Source organism: Rhodoplanes sp. P11, assembly GCF_964266735.1.
Classification (GTDB): domain Bacteria; phylum Pseudomonadota; class Alphaproteobacteria; order Rhizobiales; family Xanthobacteraceae; genus Rhodoplanes; species Rhodoplanes serenus.
In genome coordinates this window covers 1,386,875-1,401,016 of record NZ_CAXWGY010000001.1, presented here as the reverse complement: position 1 = coordinate 1,401,016, position 14,142 = coordinate 1,386,875, and the positions used below count along the sequence as shown (strand labels likewise).

The following is a 14,142-nucleotide window of genomic DNA, read 5'->3' as shown; positions in this document are numbered from 1 at the left end:
TTCCAGAGCGCTGCGATGCGGCACAATTTGCCGGGTGGCGCCGGTCGCGGGGCGCATCTTGCCGCCCGCGAGGGCTGGTTCTCGCGCCGTTTCCATTTGATTTTTCTATCTTTTCTCCTCTGGCACGCGGGCTGCTTCACAAATTGCGGAGCGCCGGTTTGGGAGAGCCGACGCGACGCACGCCGGAGCGCCGCACGGGAGAGCGACGCCCCGGCCGGAGGGGGAGACCACCATGCCGAACGCAGCTCTCGTCGGGCTGTCGGCGCAGGTGGCGTTGCGCCGCGACCTCGATGTGGTCGCCAACAACGTCGCCAACGCCAACACCACCGGCTACAAGGCCAACCGCGAGGTGTTCCAGGAATACCTTTCGCCGGTCGCGCGCGAGAACCGTTTCGGCGGCGGCGACCGGGTGATCCGTTTCGTCCAGGACGGCGGCAGCTGGCACGACCTCGGCCAGGGACCGATCCAGGAGACCGGCAATCCCCTCGACGTCGCCATCGACGGCAGCGCCTTCCTGGTGGTCCAGACTCCCAACGGCGAGCGCTACACCCGCGCCGGCGCCCTTCAGATCAACAATCAGGGCCAGCTCGTCACCATGGACGGGTCGCGCGTGATGGGCGACGCCGGCCCCATCGTGTTCCAGCCGCTCGACCGCAACATCTCGATCACGCCCGAGGGGCGGGTCAGCGTTCTCGAAGGCGCCGACAACAAGACCGACTCGCAGCGCGGCAAGATCCGCATGGTCGTCTTCGCGCAGCCCCAGCAGCTCCAGAAGGAAGGCACCAACACCTATTCGGCGCCGCCCGCCGCCGGCGCCGCCCAGCCGGCCGGCACCGGCTCCAAGCTGATCCAGGGCGCCATCGAGAAGTCGAACGTCAAGACCGTGATCGAGATCACCCGCCTGATGGAGATCACGCGGGCCTACACCAACGTCTCCAACCTGCTGTCCCAGCAGAACGACCTGCGCAAGTCGGCGATCGAGCGTCTCGCCGACGTGCCGACCTGATCGAGCCCTGAGGAGACAACGGCATGCGCGCCCTCCACACCGCCGCGACCGGCATGATGGCCCAGGAACTCAACGTCCAGGTCATCTCCAACAACATCGCCAACATGCGCACGACCGGCTACAAGCGGCAGCGCGCGGAGTTCCAGGACCTGCTTTACGAGCATGTCCGCCGGATCGGCACCCAGACCTCCGATCAGGGCAACATTCTGCCGGTCGGCGTCGACATCGGCTCGGGCGTCAAGACGGTCGGCACGCCGCGGATCATGACCCAGGGCACCATCCTGCCGACCGGGCGCGATCTCGACGTCGCCATCCGGGGCGAAGGCTTCTTCAAGATCCAGATGCCCGACGGCAGCTATGCCTACACGCGCGACGGCTCCTTCGAGAAGGACGGCCAGGGCCGCATCGTCACGGCGCAGGGCAACCTGGTGCAGCCGGGCATCACCATCCCGACCAACGCCACCTCGGTCACCATCAACAGCCAGGGCCAGGTGTCGGTCACCATTCCGGGCAACACCACCCCGCAGGTGCTCGGCCAGCTCACCCTCACCCGCTTCATCAACAAGGCCGGCCTCCAGCCGATCGGCGACAACCTGTTCGTCGAGACGCCCGCCTCCGGCGCCCCACAGGACGGGCTCGCCACCGTCGACGGCCTCGGCGACTTGCAGCAGCTCAGCCTGGAGCAAGCCAATGTCGAGGCGGTGACCGAGATCTCCGACCTGATCGCGGCCCAGCGCGCCTACGAGATGAACGCCAAGGTGATCTCGGCGACCGACTCGATGCTGCAAGCCAGCACCAGCATGCTGCGCTCGTGAGGAGGACGGCCATGATCCGCTTCACAAGCCGCTTCAGCCGCCGCGCCGCCATCCTGGCCGCCGCCGTCGCGGCCGCCCTGCTCGGCCCGCTCACCGCAGCACCGGGACAGGCGACCGAGCCCGTCTTGGTCGATCCGCGCCCGGTGCCGATGCTGCGGCGGGCCGTGCTGGTCAGCGATCCGCTGGTGCGGATCGGCGATCTCGTCGAGAACGCCGGCGCCGTCGCCGCCGTGCCGGTGTTCCGCGCCCCCGATGTCGGCACCACCGGCAGCGTCTCCACCGCGCTGGTGCTCGATGCGCTGCGGCCGCACCGGCTGTTCCGCGTCGAGGTCGGCGACATCACCGAGATCGAGGTGACGCGGGCCGGCCGTATCGTCACCGTGGCCGACATCCAGGCCCGCATCCTCCAGGCGTTCGCCGGCCAGTACGGGCTCGGCGAGGCCAGCAACCTGACCCTGACGGTCGAGCGCGACGTGCGCCCCTTCGCGGTCGAGCCGACCAGCCACGGCGAGCTGGTGGTGGCGCGATCGAGCTACGATCCGCGCTCCACCCGGTTTGACATCACCTTCGAGGTGCCGGGCAGCCAGGCGGCGCGGCGGGTGCCGCTGCGCTTCACCGGCACACTGGTGGAGATGACCGAGGCCGTGATCGTCACCCGCGCGGTGCAGCGCGGCGACGTGCTGAAGACCACCGACGTGCTGATCGAGCGGCGCCCGCGGCACGAGGTGCCGATCGACGCCGCCTCGCCGCGCGACCGCGTCGCCGGGCTGGCGATACGGCAGAACCTTCGCGCCGGCCAGGTGATCCGGCGCGGCGACCTGACCAAGCCCGACCTGGTCCGTCGCGACGACACCGTCACCATGATCTACGAGGCGCCCGGCCTGATGCTGACCACCCGCGGCAAGGCGATCGAGAGCGGCGCCGAGGGCGACATGATCACCGCCGTCAACGTTCAATCCAAGCGAACCGTCCAGGGCATCGTCACCGGGGCCGGCCAGATCACCCTGGTGTCGGCGACCCCGCGGGTGCTGGCGGCCGCCGCTGTCGAGTCGGCCGGCTCGGTGCCCGGGGCTTCCGGCCCCGGCGCCCTCAAGCCGGGTGAGTGAGGTATCATGCGCGACGACACCCTTTCCCAGCTCCCGCGGCGAACTGCGACCGTGGTGGCGCTGCTCGCCGCCACCCTGGCGGGCGGCTGCTCGGCGATCGACCGGCTCTCCAGCGTGGGCGAGCAGCCGGCGCTGCGGGCGATCGAGAATCCCACCGCGCAGCCCGGCTACAAGCCGGTGCAGATGCCGATGCCGACGCCGCAGCCGGCGGTCTACAATCCGAACTCGCTGTGGCGGAACGGCTCCCGCGCCTTCTTCAAGGATCAGCGCGCCCACCAGGTCGGCGACATCCTCACCGTCACCGTGAAGGTGACCGACAAGGCCAAGTACGAGAACGAGACCAGCCGCAGCCGCTCCGGCAACGAGAACTCGGGCGTCACCGACTTCATCGGCACCAAGACGTTCCCGACCGCCAAGGCGCCGCTGCCGGGCCGCATCCTGACCGCCGATTCCACTGGATCGAGCGACGGCAAGGGCACCATCGACCGCAAGGAGGAGCTATCCACCATCGTGGCCGCGGTGGTCACCCAGGTGCTGCCCAACGGCAACCTGGTGGTCGAGGGCCGCCAGGAGATTCGCGTCAACTTCGAGATCAGGGAGCTGATCGTCGCCGGCATCGTCCGGCCGGAGGACATCCAGAGCGACAACACCATCGATTCGACCAAGATCGCCGAGGCCCGCATCGCCTACGGAGGCCGCGGCCAGATCACCGACGTGCAGCAGCCCCGCTACGGCCAGCAGCTCCTCGACGTGATCCTGCCGTTCTGATCGTCACCGCCGCTCTCCCGCGGCGGCGCCTCCCCGCCGGCCCGGCCGGACCGGCGCGCGCCGGCGCACCCCTCTCCCCGCCGGTCCGGCAAGGACCGGCGACACACGGCCTCCGGCCCCTCCCCGGCCGGAGGCCGCCTCCCATTGGGTGGGGGACGGCGGCGGCGATCGGCTACCGGGGCCGGCGCAGGTATGGTTAACTGATTGTTACCGTCTCGCCTCGACCGGACGGGACGCCTCACGGGCCGGTGGTCGTCTTGCCGGTGGCCGCTGGGCTCGTCTGGTCGAGGATGGTGACGCCGCGGTCGTGTCCGATGAACCCTGACGTGGAAGTGTATCGCGTGCTGGCGGAGGCAGGGGTGTCGATCCTGGTCGGAACAGGTGCGGCGACCGCGGGATTGATCCTGGCATCGATGCCACTGCTGCGCCGTCATGCGCTGGCGCGGCCGGGCGCGCGTTCCTCGCATGTCGTGCCGACACCGCAGGGTGGCGGAGCGGCCGTGGTGGCGGCGGCGCTGCTGGTGCCGATCCTGATCGCCGCGCTGTCCAGCGACGGCGGAGCGCTGGCCCGCCTGCTCGCCGCGCCGCCGGTCGTCGCCACCGCGATCGCGGCCGTCGGCCTCGCGGTGCTCGGCCTGGTCGACGACATCCGGCCGCTGCCGCCGCTTCCTCGTCTCGTTTTTCAGGTTGCGGCCGTCACCCTGGTGGTGGTGGCCGTGCCGGCCGACTGGCGCATCGTCGAGGCGGTTCCGGCCATACTGGAGCGCCTCGCGGTGGCCCTCGGCCTTCTGTGGTTCGTCAACCTGGTCAACTTCATGGACGGGCTCGACTGGATGACGGTGGTCGAGCTGGTGCCGCTGACCGCGGCCCTCGTGGTGCTCACCGGGCTCGATGCCGTGCCGCCGGCCGGCGGGCTGGTGGCCCTCGCCCTGCTCGGCGCTCTCCTCGGCTTCGCGCCGTTCAATCGCCCGCGCGCCCGCCTGTTCCTCGGCGACGTCGGCAGCCTGCCGCTCGGGCTGGTCACCGGCTGGCTGCTGCTCGGCCTGGCCGGTCGCGGGCACCTCGCCGCCGCCCTGCTGCTGCCGCTCTACTATCTGGCGGATGCCACGCTCACGCTGATGCGCCGTGTCGTCCGCCGCGAACGCTTCTGGGAGGCGCACCGGACTCACTTCTATCAACGCGCCACCGCCGGCGGGCTGAGCGTGCCGGAGGTGATCGGCCGGGTGGCGGCGGTCAATCTGGTGCTCGCGGGCCTCGCCATCGGCACCGTGGCGGTGGCCGATGTCCGGCTCGACATCGCCGCGCTCCTGCTCGGCGCCGCGCTGGTCGCCGCGCTGCTCGCCGACCTGTCCCGGACCCGCAGGCGGGCCCCCGCCGGCGGCACGCCGGCCGGAGACAGGCCAACCGGCGGCACGTCGGCCGGAGACGCACCATGATCCGCCGTGTCCTCGTCACCGGCGCGAGCGGCTTCGTCGGCCGCGCTCTGGTCCCGGCGCTGGCAGCGACCGGACGCTTGGTTCGTGCTGCCGCCCGCACGACCGCCGCCGTCCCGAGCGGCGACCGGATCGAAGCGGTGCGCCTGCCCGATCTCGCCGAGCCGGTCGACTGGGCACCGCTGCTCGACGGCGTCGACGAGATCGTCCATCTCGCCGGCATCGCCTATCGCAGCAACATCGAGGATGCGGTCTACGACCGGGTGATCCGCGCCGCCACCGGCGAGCTGGCCAGGGCCTGCATCGGACGCCCGATCCAGCGGCTGCTCTTCGTGTCGTCGGCCGGCGTCCAGGCCGGTGCTGCCGCCGACCACATGGTGCGCGAGAGCGACCCGCCGCAGCCGGCCACCGCCCACGATCGCGCCAAGCTGGCCGCCGAGGCGGAGATCCGCGCCGCCCGCGTGCCCTTCACCATCCTGCGGCCGACGCTCGTCTACGGCCCGCATGTAAAGGGGAACGTCGCGCTGCTGATGCGCATCTCGACGCAGCCGTGGCCGCTACCGGCCGCCGCCTTCTCGAACCGCCGCTCGCTGCTCGCGCTCGACAATCTAGTCGAGGCCATCGTGTTCTGCCTGGGCGCGCCGGCCACCGCCGGCGAGACCTTCCTGGTCGCCGACCCGGAGCCCATCACGGTGGCCGAGATGATCACCATCCTGCGCGAGGCCGACGGACGACCGGCGCCGGCCGCCGGGGCGCCTCCGGCGCCGTTCGAGATCCTGCTGCGCACCAGCGAGCGCAACGTGCTGTGGGACCGCATCGGCCAGGATCTGGTGGTCGACCCCGGCAAGCTGCTGGCGGCCGGCTGGCGCCCTGCGGTGGAGACCCGCGGCGGCCTGCGGGCCGCCGTGCGAGCCGGCATCGGCTGAGGCGCGCCTCGACGCGCCGGCGAGGCTCTGGGCCGTCGAACGTCAGGCGACCGACGCCGCTCCGGCGACCGAATCAGGCGGCCGAACGCTCAGGCGGCGACGCCCCGGAAATCCGGCACGGCGTCGCGCAGCACATGGAGCACGCCCTCACGCTCGCCATAGAGCACCGCCTGCTCGAGGGCGACGACGCGCGCCCGCATCTGGTCGAGCGGAGCGAACACCGGCTTGGCCGCCACCACGCCCGCGACCCCGATGTCGAAGACCGGCTCCTCGCGGCCGAACAACCGCTCCTCCAGGCGCTCGCCGGGACGGATGCCGGTGTAGGTGACGGCGATGTCACGGCCGGGCTCGAGGCCGCTCAGCCGGATCATCCGCTCGGCGAGATCGACGATCCGGACCGGCTGCCCCATGTTGAGCACGTAGACGGAGAGGTCGGAGGGCGGCGGCCCGAGCGCATGGCTCGCGGCCGTCAGCACCAGATCGCAAGCTTCGCGGATGGTCATGAAGTAGCGGACCATGTCGGGATGCGTCACCGTCACCGGGCCGCCCGCCTCGATTTGCGCCTTGAACTTCGGAATCACCGAGCCGTTGGAGGCGAGCACGTTGCCGAAGCGCACCGCGATCAGCCGCATCGGCGAGGCGCCACCGTGCCGCCGCGCCAGCTCGGCGTCGAGCGCCTGGCAGTACATCTCGGCGAACCGCTTGGTGGCGCCCAGCATCGAGACCGGCTCGATCGCCTTGTCGGTGGAGATCAGCACCAGGGCACGGGTACCGGCGGCCAGCGACGCCTCGGCGACGTTCACCGAGCCGAGCACGTTGGTCTTCACCGCCTCGCCCCAGTCGCATTCGAGCAGCGGCACATGCTTGAGGGCGGCGGCGTGGAAGACGATCTCGGGCGCGAAGGCGGCGAACAGCCCGTCGAGCCGCCGGCGATCGCGCACGTCTGCGATGCGGCCCTCGACCGCGACCTCGCCGCCGACCAGCGACAGCGCCTCCAGGACCGCATGCAGCGCCGGCTCGGAATTCTCGATCACCAGCAGACGGCTGGCCCCGAAGGTCACCAGCCGGCGGCAGATCTCGGCTCCGATCGAACCGCCGCCGCCGGTGACGGCAACCCGCCGGCCGCGCACCAGTTCTCTCAGCCGCCGATAGTCGATGACGACGCTCGGGCGCAGCAGCAGGTCCTCGACCGCCACCGGGGCGAGTTGCAACGGATTGCCGCCGTCCTCCAGCGACGGCAGCCGGCTGACCGCGACGCCGAAGCGCCGGGCCACCATCAGGGCATCGGCGATGCCGGTGTCGGCCACGAAGGCCGACGCGGTGACGATCAGGCGCCGCACCTCGAGGCCGCGGGCCGCCAAATCCACACAGGCGCGATGGAGGTCACCAAATCCTCCAAGCACGGGAATTCCGCGCACGGTCTGCCGCTGGTCCGCCGGCGACGGCGAGAGAATGCCGACAGGCCACATGTTGCGGACCGCGCCGCTCTCGATCGCGCGAAGCAGCACCTCCGAGTCGGCCGCGCGGCCGAGAATCAGGATGGTGATGTGATCCTGCAACTCGGCCCGCCGGCGGGTGCGCGTGAAACGGAAGTAGCGGTAGGCCAGACGAGCGCCTCCGAGGAAGAAGACCTGGAGGACGAAATAGAGCGCGATGGTGATCTTGCCGAAGAAGAAATGGCCGTAGAAGTAGTGTGCGACGAGCACGTAATCGAGCACCAGCAGCGTCAGTGCCAGCACCGTGGTGGCCCGCACGATGCCGGCGAGATCCGGCAGCGACGCGAACCGCCATTTCGAGCGGTAGAGATCGAAATACCAATAGACCGCCGTGGCGTAGAGCACGAACAGGGGCACCACGACCACGAGCCCGTCCATGCGCTCGGCCAGCCCCTCGGGCTCGAAACGCATGGCGAAGCTGGCCAGCAACGCGGCCGCGGTGGCCACCGCGTCGTGCGCGATCACCAGGGACCGCCGCCCGTAGTTCTCGAAGCCGCCAGCCATCGTGCGCGAATCGCCGTCTCTGTGGTCCGCCCCGTGGCGGTGGTCCGCCCCGTGGGCGACGGCCTGGACACCCTCACGCCCTCGTCGAGCGATACCGCACCCACCCTCGAAAGACAACACGATCGTATCGCAATTGCAAAGTGCAACAGACACGGCTGGAGACCGATGTCTCGTCGAATAGACGCCGCGTCGGAGCTTCCACAGTTTCTAACCACCGGCGGATCGACGCGGCGGCCAGCCATAGCGTGGCACCTGCGCCACGAAGGCCCGATAGGCGTCTCCGAACTTGCGTTCCAGATAGCGCTCCTCGCGCCGGACCACGCCGTGATGAAGCACCAGCGCGGCCGGCACCAGCAGAATCAGCAGCCAAACCGAGGCGAAGCCGATCGCGAGGCCGAGCATCAAGAGCCCGAGGCCGACATACATCGGATTGCGCATGTGCGCATAGATGCCGTCGGTCACCAGCGCGGTCGACGGGCGCCACGGCAGCGGATCGGTGCCGAGGCGGGCGAAGCGCCGCTCGCCGGCGACCGCCACCAAGAGCCCGGCGATGGCCAGCGCGGCGGCGACCGGCAGACGGACGCCGAGCCCGAGCCAAGCGAGCACATCGATCGGCCACAGCCATTCGAGGCCCGCCGCCAGCACCAGCGCCGCGAAGGCGATCAGCGGCGGCGGCGCGATCACGCCGGCCTTGTCGGGGGCCTCGGCCCGGTCGACCCGATCGTCCATGCGGCTCCCCTTCCGTCCCCGTCTGGTCGGCTCCTCACGATCGCCATCCGGCGGCGGGGCCGGCTGGCCGCAGGGCCGCGCCCCCACTAGAGTAGAGCGGCGCGGCGGCCCCGCCGGGCGTCCGACCATCTGCTCCTAAAATAACGCCCATGCGGCTTTCGCCAAGCGATCCCTCCGACCCGCCCGGCGACACCGCGTCGCCGGCACCGGCGATCGCGCGGCGCGGCGATCTCTTCGGTCATCCGCGAGGGTTGGCGGTGCTGTTCGCCACCGAGATGTGGGAGCGCTTCTCCTATTATGGGATGCGCGCCCTCCTGGTGCTCTACATGGTGAAGCACCTGTCGGAGCCGGGACGCGCCGAGACGGTGATCGGCTACGCGGCGCTGCGTGGCGCCTTGGAGGCGGTGTTCGGGCCGCTCGGGCCGCAGGCTTTCGCGTCGCATGTCTACGGGCTCTACACCGGGCTCGTCTATCTGACGCCGCTGCTCGGTGGCCTCGTGGCCGACCGCGTCCTCGGCCAGCGCCGCACCGTGGTGCTCGGCGCCACGCTGATGGCGCTGGGCCATCTCATGATGGCGGTGGAGACGCTGCTGTTTCCGGCGCTCGCCGTGCTGGTGCTCGGCAGCGGTGCGTTCAAGCCCAACATCTCCACCCAGGTCGGCACCCTCTACGGCGCCGACGATGCGCGCCGCGACCGCGCCTTCTCGATCTTCTATGTCGGCATCAATCTGGGCGCCTTCCTGGCCCCGCTGGTGTGCGGCTCGCTCGGTGAGCGCGTCGGCTGGCACTGGGGCTTCGGGGTGGCGGGCTTCGGCATGCTGATCGGGCTCGCCGTCTATCTGGCGGGCGCCCGCACGCTGCCGCCGGATGTGCGCACCGCGACACCGACGCCGATGCCGGGCGCCGACCGAATGACGCGCCGGGAGCGCCGCGCCGTGATCGCCCTTCTGCTCCTCTGCGTGCCGGTGACGCTGTTCTGGGCGACCTACGAGCAGGAGGGCAACACGGTGACGCTGTGGGCGGACGGCCACACCGATCGCACCGTCACGCTGCTCGGCCTCGTGGTGGAGATCCCGACGACCTGGTTCCAGGCGCTGAACCCACTGATGATCTTCCTGTTCACGCCTCTCGTCGTCGAGCTGTGGGCGTGGCAGAGCCGGCGCGGACGCGAGCCCTCGACGGTCACCAAGATGGCGCTCGGCTGCCTCGGCGTCGCCCTCGCCAATCTGGTGATGGCGGCCGCGACCCTCCAGGACGGCCGTGCGGGAATGGCGTGGCTCGTCGCCTACTTCGCCGTGCTGACGCTGGGCGAGCTGTATCTCTCGCCGATCGGCCTGTCGCTGGTGACCAGGATCGCGCCCGCCCGCCATGCCTCGCTGCTGATGGGGGTGTGGCTGGCCACCAGCATGACCGGAAACCTGCTCGCCGGGGTGCTCGGCAGCCTGTGGGAGCGGATGGACCGCACCGCCTTCTTCCTGATGATCGCGGCGCTGGCGGCATCGGCGGCCGTCATCATCGCGGCGGCCCGGCGGCCGCTGCACGAGGCGCTCGGCGAGGCCGCGGCGGCCGCGCCGCGCGACGGCGGCCGTCTCGGGCCGGGCTGAGCCGCGCGGAACAACCCGGCAGACGCCCCTTGTTGCGGCGCCCGCCACCTGCCAAAAGCAGCCCATCGAGGCGAAGCCCCCGGGGGGTGGCGACACATGGACGACAATGCGGTTCTGGTCACCGGCGGCGCCGGCTTTCTCGGCTCGCATCTGTGCGACCGCCTGATCACGGCCGGGCACGAGGTGCTGTGCCTCGACAACTTCTACACCGGCACCCGCCGCAATGTCGCCCATCTGCTCGGCAAGCCGAACTTCGAGCTGATGCGCCACGACGTTACCTTCCCGTTGTATGTCGAGGTCGACCGCATCTTCAACCTGGCCTGCCCGGCGAGCCCCGTGCACTACCAGCACGATCCGGTGCAGACCACCAAGACCAGCGTGCACGGCGCCATCAACATGCTGGGGCTCGCCAAGCGTGTGAAGGCGCGGCTGCTGCAAGCCTCGACCTCGGAGGTGTATGGCGACCCGGAGGTGCATCCGCAGCGCGAGGACTACTGGGGGCGCGTCAACCCGATCGGCCCGCGGAGCTGCTACGACGAGGGCAAGCGCTGCGCCGAGACGCTGATGTTCGACTATCACCGCCAGCATGCGCTGGAGATCAAGGTGGTGCGCATCTTCAACACCTACGGGCCGCGCATGCACCCGAACGACGGCCGGGTGGTGTCGAACTTCATCGTCCAGGCCCTCAAGGGCGAGGAGATCACCATCTACGGCGACGGCACGCAGACGCGCTCGTTCTGCTATGTCGACGATCTGATCGAGGGCCTGCTGCGGATGATGGAGTCGCCGGCCGACTTCGTCGGCCCGGTCAACATCGGCAATCCGGGCGAGTTCACCATGCTGGAGCTGGCCGAGCAGGTGCTGCGCCTCACCGGCAGCCGCTCGCGGCTGACCTTCCGGCCGCTGCCGGCCGACGATCCCAAGCAGCGCTGCCCCGACATCACGCTGGCGGGCGAGAAGCTCGGCTGGGCGCCGACCGTCGGACTCGCCGACGGGCTGGTGCCGACCATCGCGTATTTCCGGCGGGTGCTCGGTCTTTAGAGCATTGTCCGGCGAAGTGGACGCCGGTTCGCCGTCGACAATGCGACCACGCAAAGACGTTCAGAGCGGCGTCCGATCGCGTTGAATGGGAGTCCGCTCCGACGGCAGCCGCGGTGCTGCTCACTTCGAGCGCACCCGCTGCAAGCTGGCGCGGCTGGTAGCGTCGGTCGGGTCGTGGGCGACCGCACGCTCGTAATCGAGGATCGCGAGATCGACACGGCCCCGCATCTCGTTGGCGTAGCCGCGCCAGACGATGGCATTGTAGGCTTCGGAATCGATCTCGAGCGCGCGGTCGAAATCCGCCACGGCGGCGTCGTAGTGCTGCAACGAGAGCGCCGCGAAGCCGCGGCCCAGGAAGGCGAAGAAGCGGTCCACCGGACCACGCAGCGCCGAGCGTAGCGCGCGGTCGTAGTCGATCTTCGCGTCGGCGAAGCGGTCGAGATTGAGCTTCGCCTCGGCCCGCGCCAGCAGCGCCCGCGCGTCGTGCGGATCGATGCGGATCGCCTCCGTGTAGCTGGTGATCGCCCGCTCGTGGTCGCCCATGGCGGCGTGCACGCGGCCGACCGCGTAGACATGGACGGGCCGCCGCGGCTCCAGCCGAGCGCCGGCCAGGAAGTCGGCGATGGCGTCGGCGAAACGCTGCCGACGCAGGTAGAAATAGCCGCGGTCGAGATGGAGCGCTGGATCGTTCGGCGTGATGGCGAGCGCCGCCGTGAGATCCGCTTCGGCACGGTCGAATTGCGACACCTTCTCGAACAGCACGGCGCGCGCCCGCAGCACGGTGCGGCGATCGGCGTCCGGGGGCAGCGTGGCGCGGATCGACGCCTCGTCCAAGCCGCCGGCGCGCTCCTCGGCGCGCTGCGCCTCGCGCAGGCTGTTGGTGTGGAGCTGTTTGGTCAGCTTCTCCGAAAAGCTTCCGGCCGCCGCCGACGGGGCCCACGCCGCGAGGGCCATCAGCAGAAACGGTATGGCGATGTCGAGCCGACGGATCGCGAGACGGATGGGCATGTCGGGGGTCACCTCCGGGCCGAAACTACGGCGCGGTGATGAGGAATCCGCTAGGCGGGGAGCTGCAATTCGCCACGAATTGTCGCGATCTCCACGACCGCGCCGCAAGGTCTGCTCAACCATGCGTCGGCCCGTGGCGCAACTCCGCTTCCGACGTCCTTGCGTGATCGCATTCCGGCAGCGAACCCACGTCCACTTTGCCGGACAATGGCCTCGTTCGAGACCCGGCTGATCAACGCGGCAGTCATTCCGGAAGCCGCGAAGCGGCTGTTCGGAAGCCAGCCGAGAGCTCCGAGTGTGCCGCTGGGTTCCGGGTTCGCGGCGCCCGAACGGCGCGAAGCGCCGATCCGGGTGCCGCGCCCCGGAACGACGGCGAACTGATCACCCGGAACACTATCCGGAAACACTGAAAGGCGCCGCAGCCTCCAGCGCCGCCGCCGCCAGCGGCAGCCCCGAATAGTTCTCGGCGAGCGCGGTCGCGGCCGCCGCCGAGCCGACCAGATCGACGAGATCGGCCTGGCGGCGGCGGCGATCAAAGGCCGTCTCGTCGGGGAAGCGGTGGAGGAGCTGGGTCATGAACCAGGAGAAGCGCTGCGCCTTCCACACGCGATCGAGACAGACGCGCGAATAGGCGTCGAGCGCGTCGGTGCGGCCGGTCCGCGTCCACGCCGCCAGGGCCCGCGCCAGCACCACCACGTCCGCGAAGGCGAGGTTCATGCCCTTGGCGCCGGTCGGCGGCTGGATGTGAGCGGCATCGCCGGCCAGGAACAGGCGCCCGTGCTGCATCGGCTCGACCACCACGCTGCGCATCGAGGTGACGCCCTTCTGGAGCACCCGCCCGCGGGCGAGCGGACAGGAGCCGCCGAGCCGCGCCGCGAGCTCGTCGAAGATGCGCGCGTCGGGCCAACGCGACACGTCCTCGTCGGGCGCGCACTGGAGATAGAGGCGCGACAGCGTCGGCGAGCGCATCGAGAACAGCGCGAAGCCGCGGTCGTGCGCCGCATAGATCAGCTCGTCGGCAGGCGGCGGCGACTCCGACAGGATGCCGAGCCAGCCGAACGGATAGCCGCGCTCGTAGACGGTCAGCACGCCATCCGGGATCGACGCGCGGCTGATGCCGTGGAAGCCGTCACAGCCGGCCACGACATCGCAGACGAGCTCGCGCACGGCGTCCCCGTCGCGAAAGCGGATCACCGGCGCCGGGCCGGCGAGACCGCCGAGCCCGATCGCCTCGGCCTCGAACAGGATGCGGCCACCGCGGGCGAGCAGCAGCCCGATCAGGTCCTTCACCACCTCCTTCTGGTCGTAGATGGTGACGATTCGGCCGACCAGCCGGCGAAAGTCGATGGCGTGGAGGCGGCCGTCGAAGCTCAGGCGGATGCCGTTGTGGACGAGGCCCTCGCGAACCAGCCGGGCGCCGGCCCCGATCTCGATCATGAGGTCGCGCGCCCACTGCTCCATCAGGCCGGCCCGCACCCGTTGCTCCACATGGGCTCGGCTGCGTGCCTCCAGCACCACCGTGTCGATGCCCTCCCGTTGCAGCAGCAGCGCCAGCATGAGGCCGGCGGGGCCGGCCCCGACGATTCCGACGGTCGTGCGCATGACTCTCCTCCCAGGACGATTCTTTTTTGTGTGGAGGCACCTGTAGGAGGCGACCGAAACGCCGAACAGGCCGTTCGCCGGGAAAGCCTGGAACATGTCGCGGT

13 protein-coding genes are annotated in these 14,142 nt (G+C 70.4%); 9 read left to right on the top strand and 4 right to left on the bottom strand.

Features of this window, described 5'->3' with window-relative positions:
• The first annotated feature begins 232 nt into the window (after positions 1-232).
• From flgF to ACFQUV_RS06135, 6 genes are all read left to right on the top strand, one after another.
• Positions 233-1,006, top strand: coding sequence for a flagellar basal-body rod protein FlgF (gene flgF / locus ACFQUV_RS06160; protein ID WP_129609830.1), 774 nt, complete (start codon positions 233-235; stop codon positions 1,004-1,006).
• A 23-nt stretch (positions 1,007-1,029) separates the two neighbouring features.
• Positions 1,030-1,821, top strand: coding sequence for a flagellar basal-body rod protein FlgG (gene flgG / locus ACFQUV_RS06155; RefSeq protein WP_111384424.1), 792 nt, complete (start codon positions 1,030-1,032; stop codon positions 1,819-1,821).
• Between the two features lie 11 nt (positions 1,822-1,832).
• A complete protein-coding gene (gene flgA / locus ACFQUV_RS06150) occupies positions 1,833-2,927 on the top strand; it encodes a flagellar basal body P-ring formation chaperone FlgA (RefSeq protein ID WP_129609832.1) in 1,095 nt (364 codons plus the stop codon).
• Between the two features lie 6 nt (positions 2,928-2,933).
• Positions 2,934-3,695 carry a flagellar basal body L-ring protein FlgH gene (flgH, locus tag ACFQUV_RS06145; protein ID WP_111384422.1) on the top strand — a complete coding sequence of 254 codons (762 nt, stop codon included), beginning with the start codon at positions 2,934-2,936 and terminating at the stop codon, positions 3,693-3,695.
• A gap of 314 nt (positions 3,696-4,009) precedes the next feature.
• Positions 4,010-5,131 carry a glycosyl transferase gene (locus tag ACFQUV_RS06140; protein WP_129609834.1) on the top strand — a complete coding sequence of 374 codons (1,122 nt, stop codon included), beginning with the start codon at positions 4,010-4,012 and terminating at the stop codon, positions 5,129-5,131.
• Positions 5,128-6,054: an NAD-dependent epimerase/dehydratase family protein gene (locus ACFQUV_RS06135; protein WP_129609836.1), complete on the top strand. Its 927-nt coding sequence runs from the start codon at positions 5,128-5,130 to the stop codon at positions 6,052-6,054. Before ACFQUV_RS06140 ends, ACFQUV_RS06135 begins: the two co-directional genes overlap by 4 nt.
• Positions 6,055-6,143: 89 nt before the next feature.
• Here ACFQUV_RS06135 and ACFQUV_RS06130 read toward each other — a convergent pair whose 3' ends face one another.
• Together ACFQUV_RS06130 and ACFQUV_RS06125 are read right to left on the bottom strand one after the other, a co-directional pair.
• Positions 6,144-8,054: an SDR family NAD(P)-dependent oxidoreductase gene (locus tag ACFQUV_RS06130; RefSeq protein ID WP_129609838.1), complete on the bottom strand. Its 1,911-nt coding sequence runs from the start codon at positions 8,052-8,054 to the stop codon at positions 6,144-6,146.
• A 207-nt stretch (positions 8,055-8,261) separates the two neighbouring features.
• A complete protein-coding gene (locus tag ACFQUV_RS06125; RefSeq protein WP_165364011.1) occupies positions 8,262-8,783 on the bottom strand; it encodes an isoprenylcysteine carboxylmethyltransferase family protein in 522 nt (173 codons plus the stop codon).
• A gap of 149 nt (positions 8,784-8,932) precedes the next feature.
• On the opposite strand from ACFQUV_RS06125, the gene ACFQUV_RS06120 reads away from it, so the two are divergent.
• Positions 8,933-10,387 carry a peptide MFS transporter gene (locus ACFQUV_RS06120; protein WP_129609841.1) on the top strand — a complete coding sequence of 485 codons (1,455 nt, stop codon included), beginning with the start codon at positions 8,933-8,935 and terminating at the stop codon, positions 10,385-10,387.
• Positions 10,388-10,483: 96 nt separating this feature from the next.
• Positions 10,484-11,428 (top strand): UDP-glucuronic acid decarboxylase family protein, encoded by a 945-nt coding sequence (locus ACFQUV_RS06115; RefSeq protein ID WP_129609843.1) that lies wholly within the window; start codon positions 10,484-10,486, stop codon positions 11,426-11,428.
• Positions 11,429-11,548: 120 nt separating this feature from the next.
• Here ACFQUV_RS06115 and ACFQUV_RS06110 read toward each other — a convergent pair whose 3' ends face one another.
• Positions 11,549-12,436 carry a tetratricopeptide repeat protein gene (locus ACFQUV_RS06110; protein ID WP_165364013.1) on the bottom strand — a complete coding sequence of 296 codons (888 nt, stop codon included), beginning with the start codon at positions 12,434-12,436 and terminating at the stop codon, positions 11,549-11,551.
• A 207-nt stretch (positions 12,437-12,643) separates the two neighbouring features.
• Here ACFQUV_RS06110 and ACFQUV_RS06105 point away from each other — a divergent pair, with 207 nt between their 5' ends.
• Entirely contained in the window at positions 12,644-12,817 is a 174-nt protein-coding gene (locus ACFQUV_RS06105; protein ID WP_165364015.1) for a hypothetical protein, read from the top strand.
• Between the two features lie 12 nt (positions 12,818-12,829).
• Here ACFQUV_RS06105 and ACFQUV_RS06100 read toward each other — a convergent pair whose 3' ends face one another.
• Positions 12,830-14,038, bottom strand: coding sequence for a 4-hydroxybenzoate 3-monooxygenase (locus tag ACFQUV_RS06100; protein ID WP_129609847.1), 1,209 nt, complete (start codon positions 14,036-14,038; stop codon positions 12,830-12,832).
• Between the last annotated feature and the right edge of the window lie 104 nt (positions 14,039-14,142).

Coding starts and splice junctions, on each gene's coding strand:
- ACFQUV_RS06110 (WP_165364013.1), bottom strand. CDS start 12,436: ATGCCCATCCGTCTCGCGATCCGTCGGCTCGACATCGCCATACCGTTT.
- ACFQUV_RS06115 (WP_129609843.1), top strand. CDS start 10,484: ATGGACGACAATGCGGTTCTGGTCACCGGCGGCGCCGGCTTTCTCGGC.
- ACFQUV_RS06120 (WP_129609841.1), top strand. CDS start 8,933: ATGCGGCTTTCGCCAAGCGATCCCTCCGACCCGCCCGGCGACACCGCG.
- flgA (WP_129609832.1), top strand. CDS start 1,833: ATGATCCGCTTCACAAGCCGCTTCAGCCGCCGCGCCGCCATCCTGGCC.
- flgG (WP_111384424.1), top strand. CDS start 1,030: ATGCGCGCCCTCCACACCGCCGCGACCGGCATGATGGCCCAGGAACTC.
- ACFQUV_RS06125 (WP_165364011.1), bottom strand. CDS start 8,783: ATGGACGATCGGGTCGACCGGGCCGAGGCCCCCGACAAGGCCGGCGTG.
- ACFQUV_RS06100 (WP_129609847.1), bottom strand. CDS start 14,038: ATGCGCACGACCGTCGGAATCGTCGGGGCCGGCCCCGCCGGCCTCATG.
- ACFQUV_RS06135 (WP_129609836.1), top strand. CDS start 5,128: ATGATCCGCCGTGTCCTCGTCACCGGCGCGAGCGGCTTCGTCGGCCGC.
- flgH (WP_111384422.1), top strand. CDS start 2,934: ATGCGCGACGACACCCTTTCCCAGCTCCCGCGGCGAACTGCGACCGTG.
- flgF (WP_129609830.1), top strand. CDS start 233: ATGCCGAACGCAGCTCTCGTCGGGCTGTCGGCGCAGGTGGCGTTGCGC.
- ACFQUV_RS06105 (WP_165364015.1), top strand. CDS start 12,644: ATGGCCTCGTTCGAGACCCGGCTGATCAACGCGGCAGTCATTCCGGAA.
- ACFQUV_RS06130 (WP_129609838.1), bottom strand. CDS start 8,054: ATGGCTGGCGGCTTCGAGAACTACGGGCGGCGGTCCCTGGTGATCGCG.
- ACFQUV_RS06140 (WP_129609834.1), top strand. CDS start 4,010: ATGAACCCTGACGTGGAAGTGTATCGCGTGCTGGCGGAGGCAGGGGTG.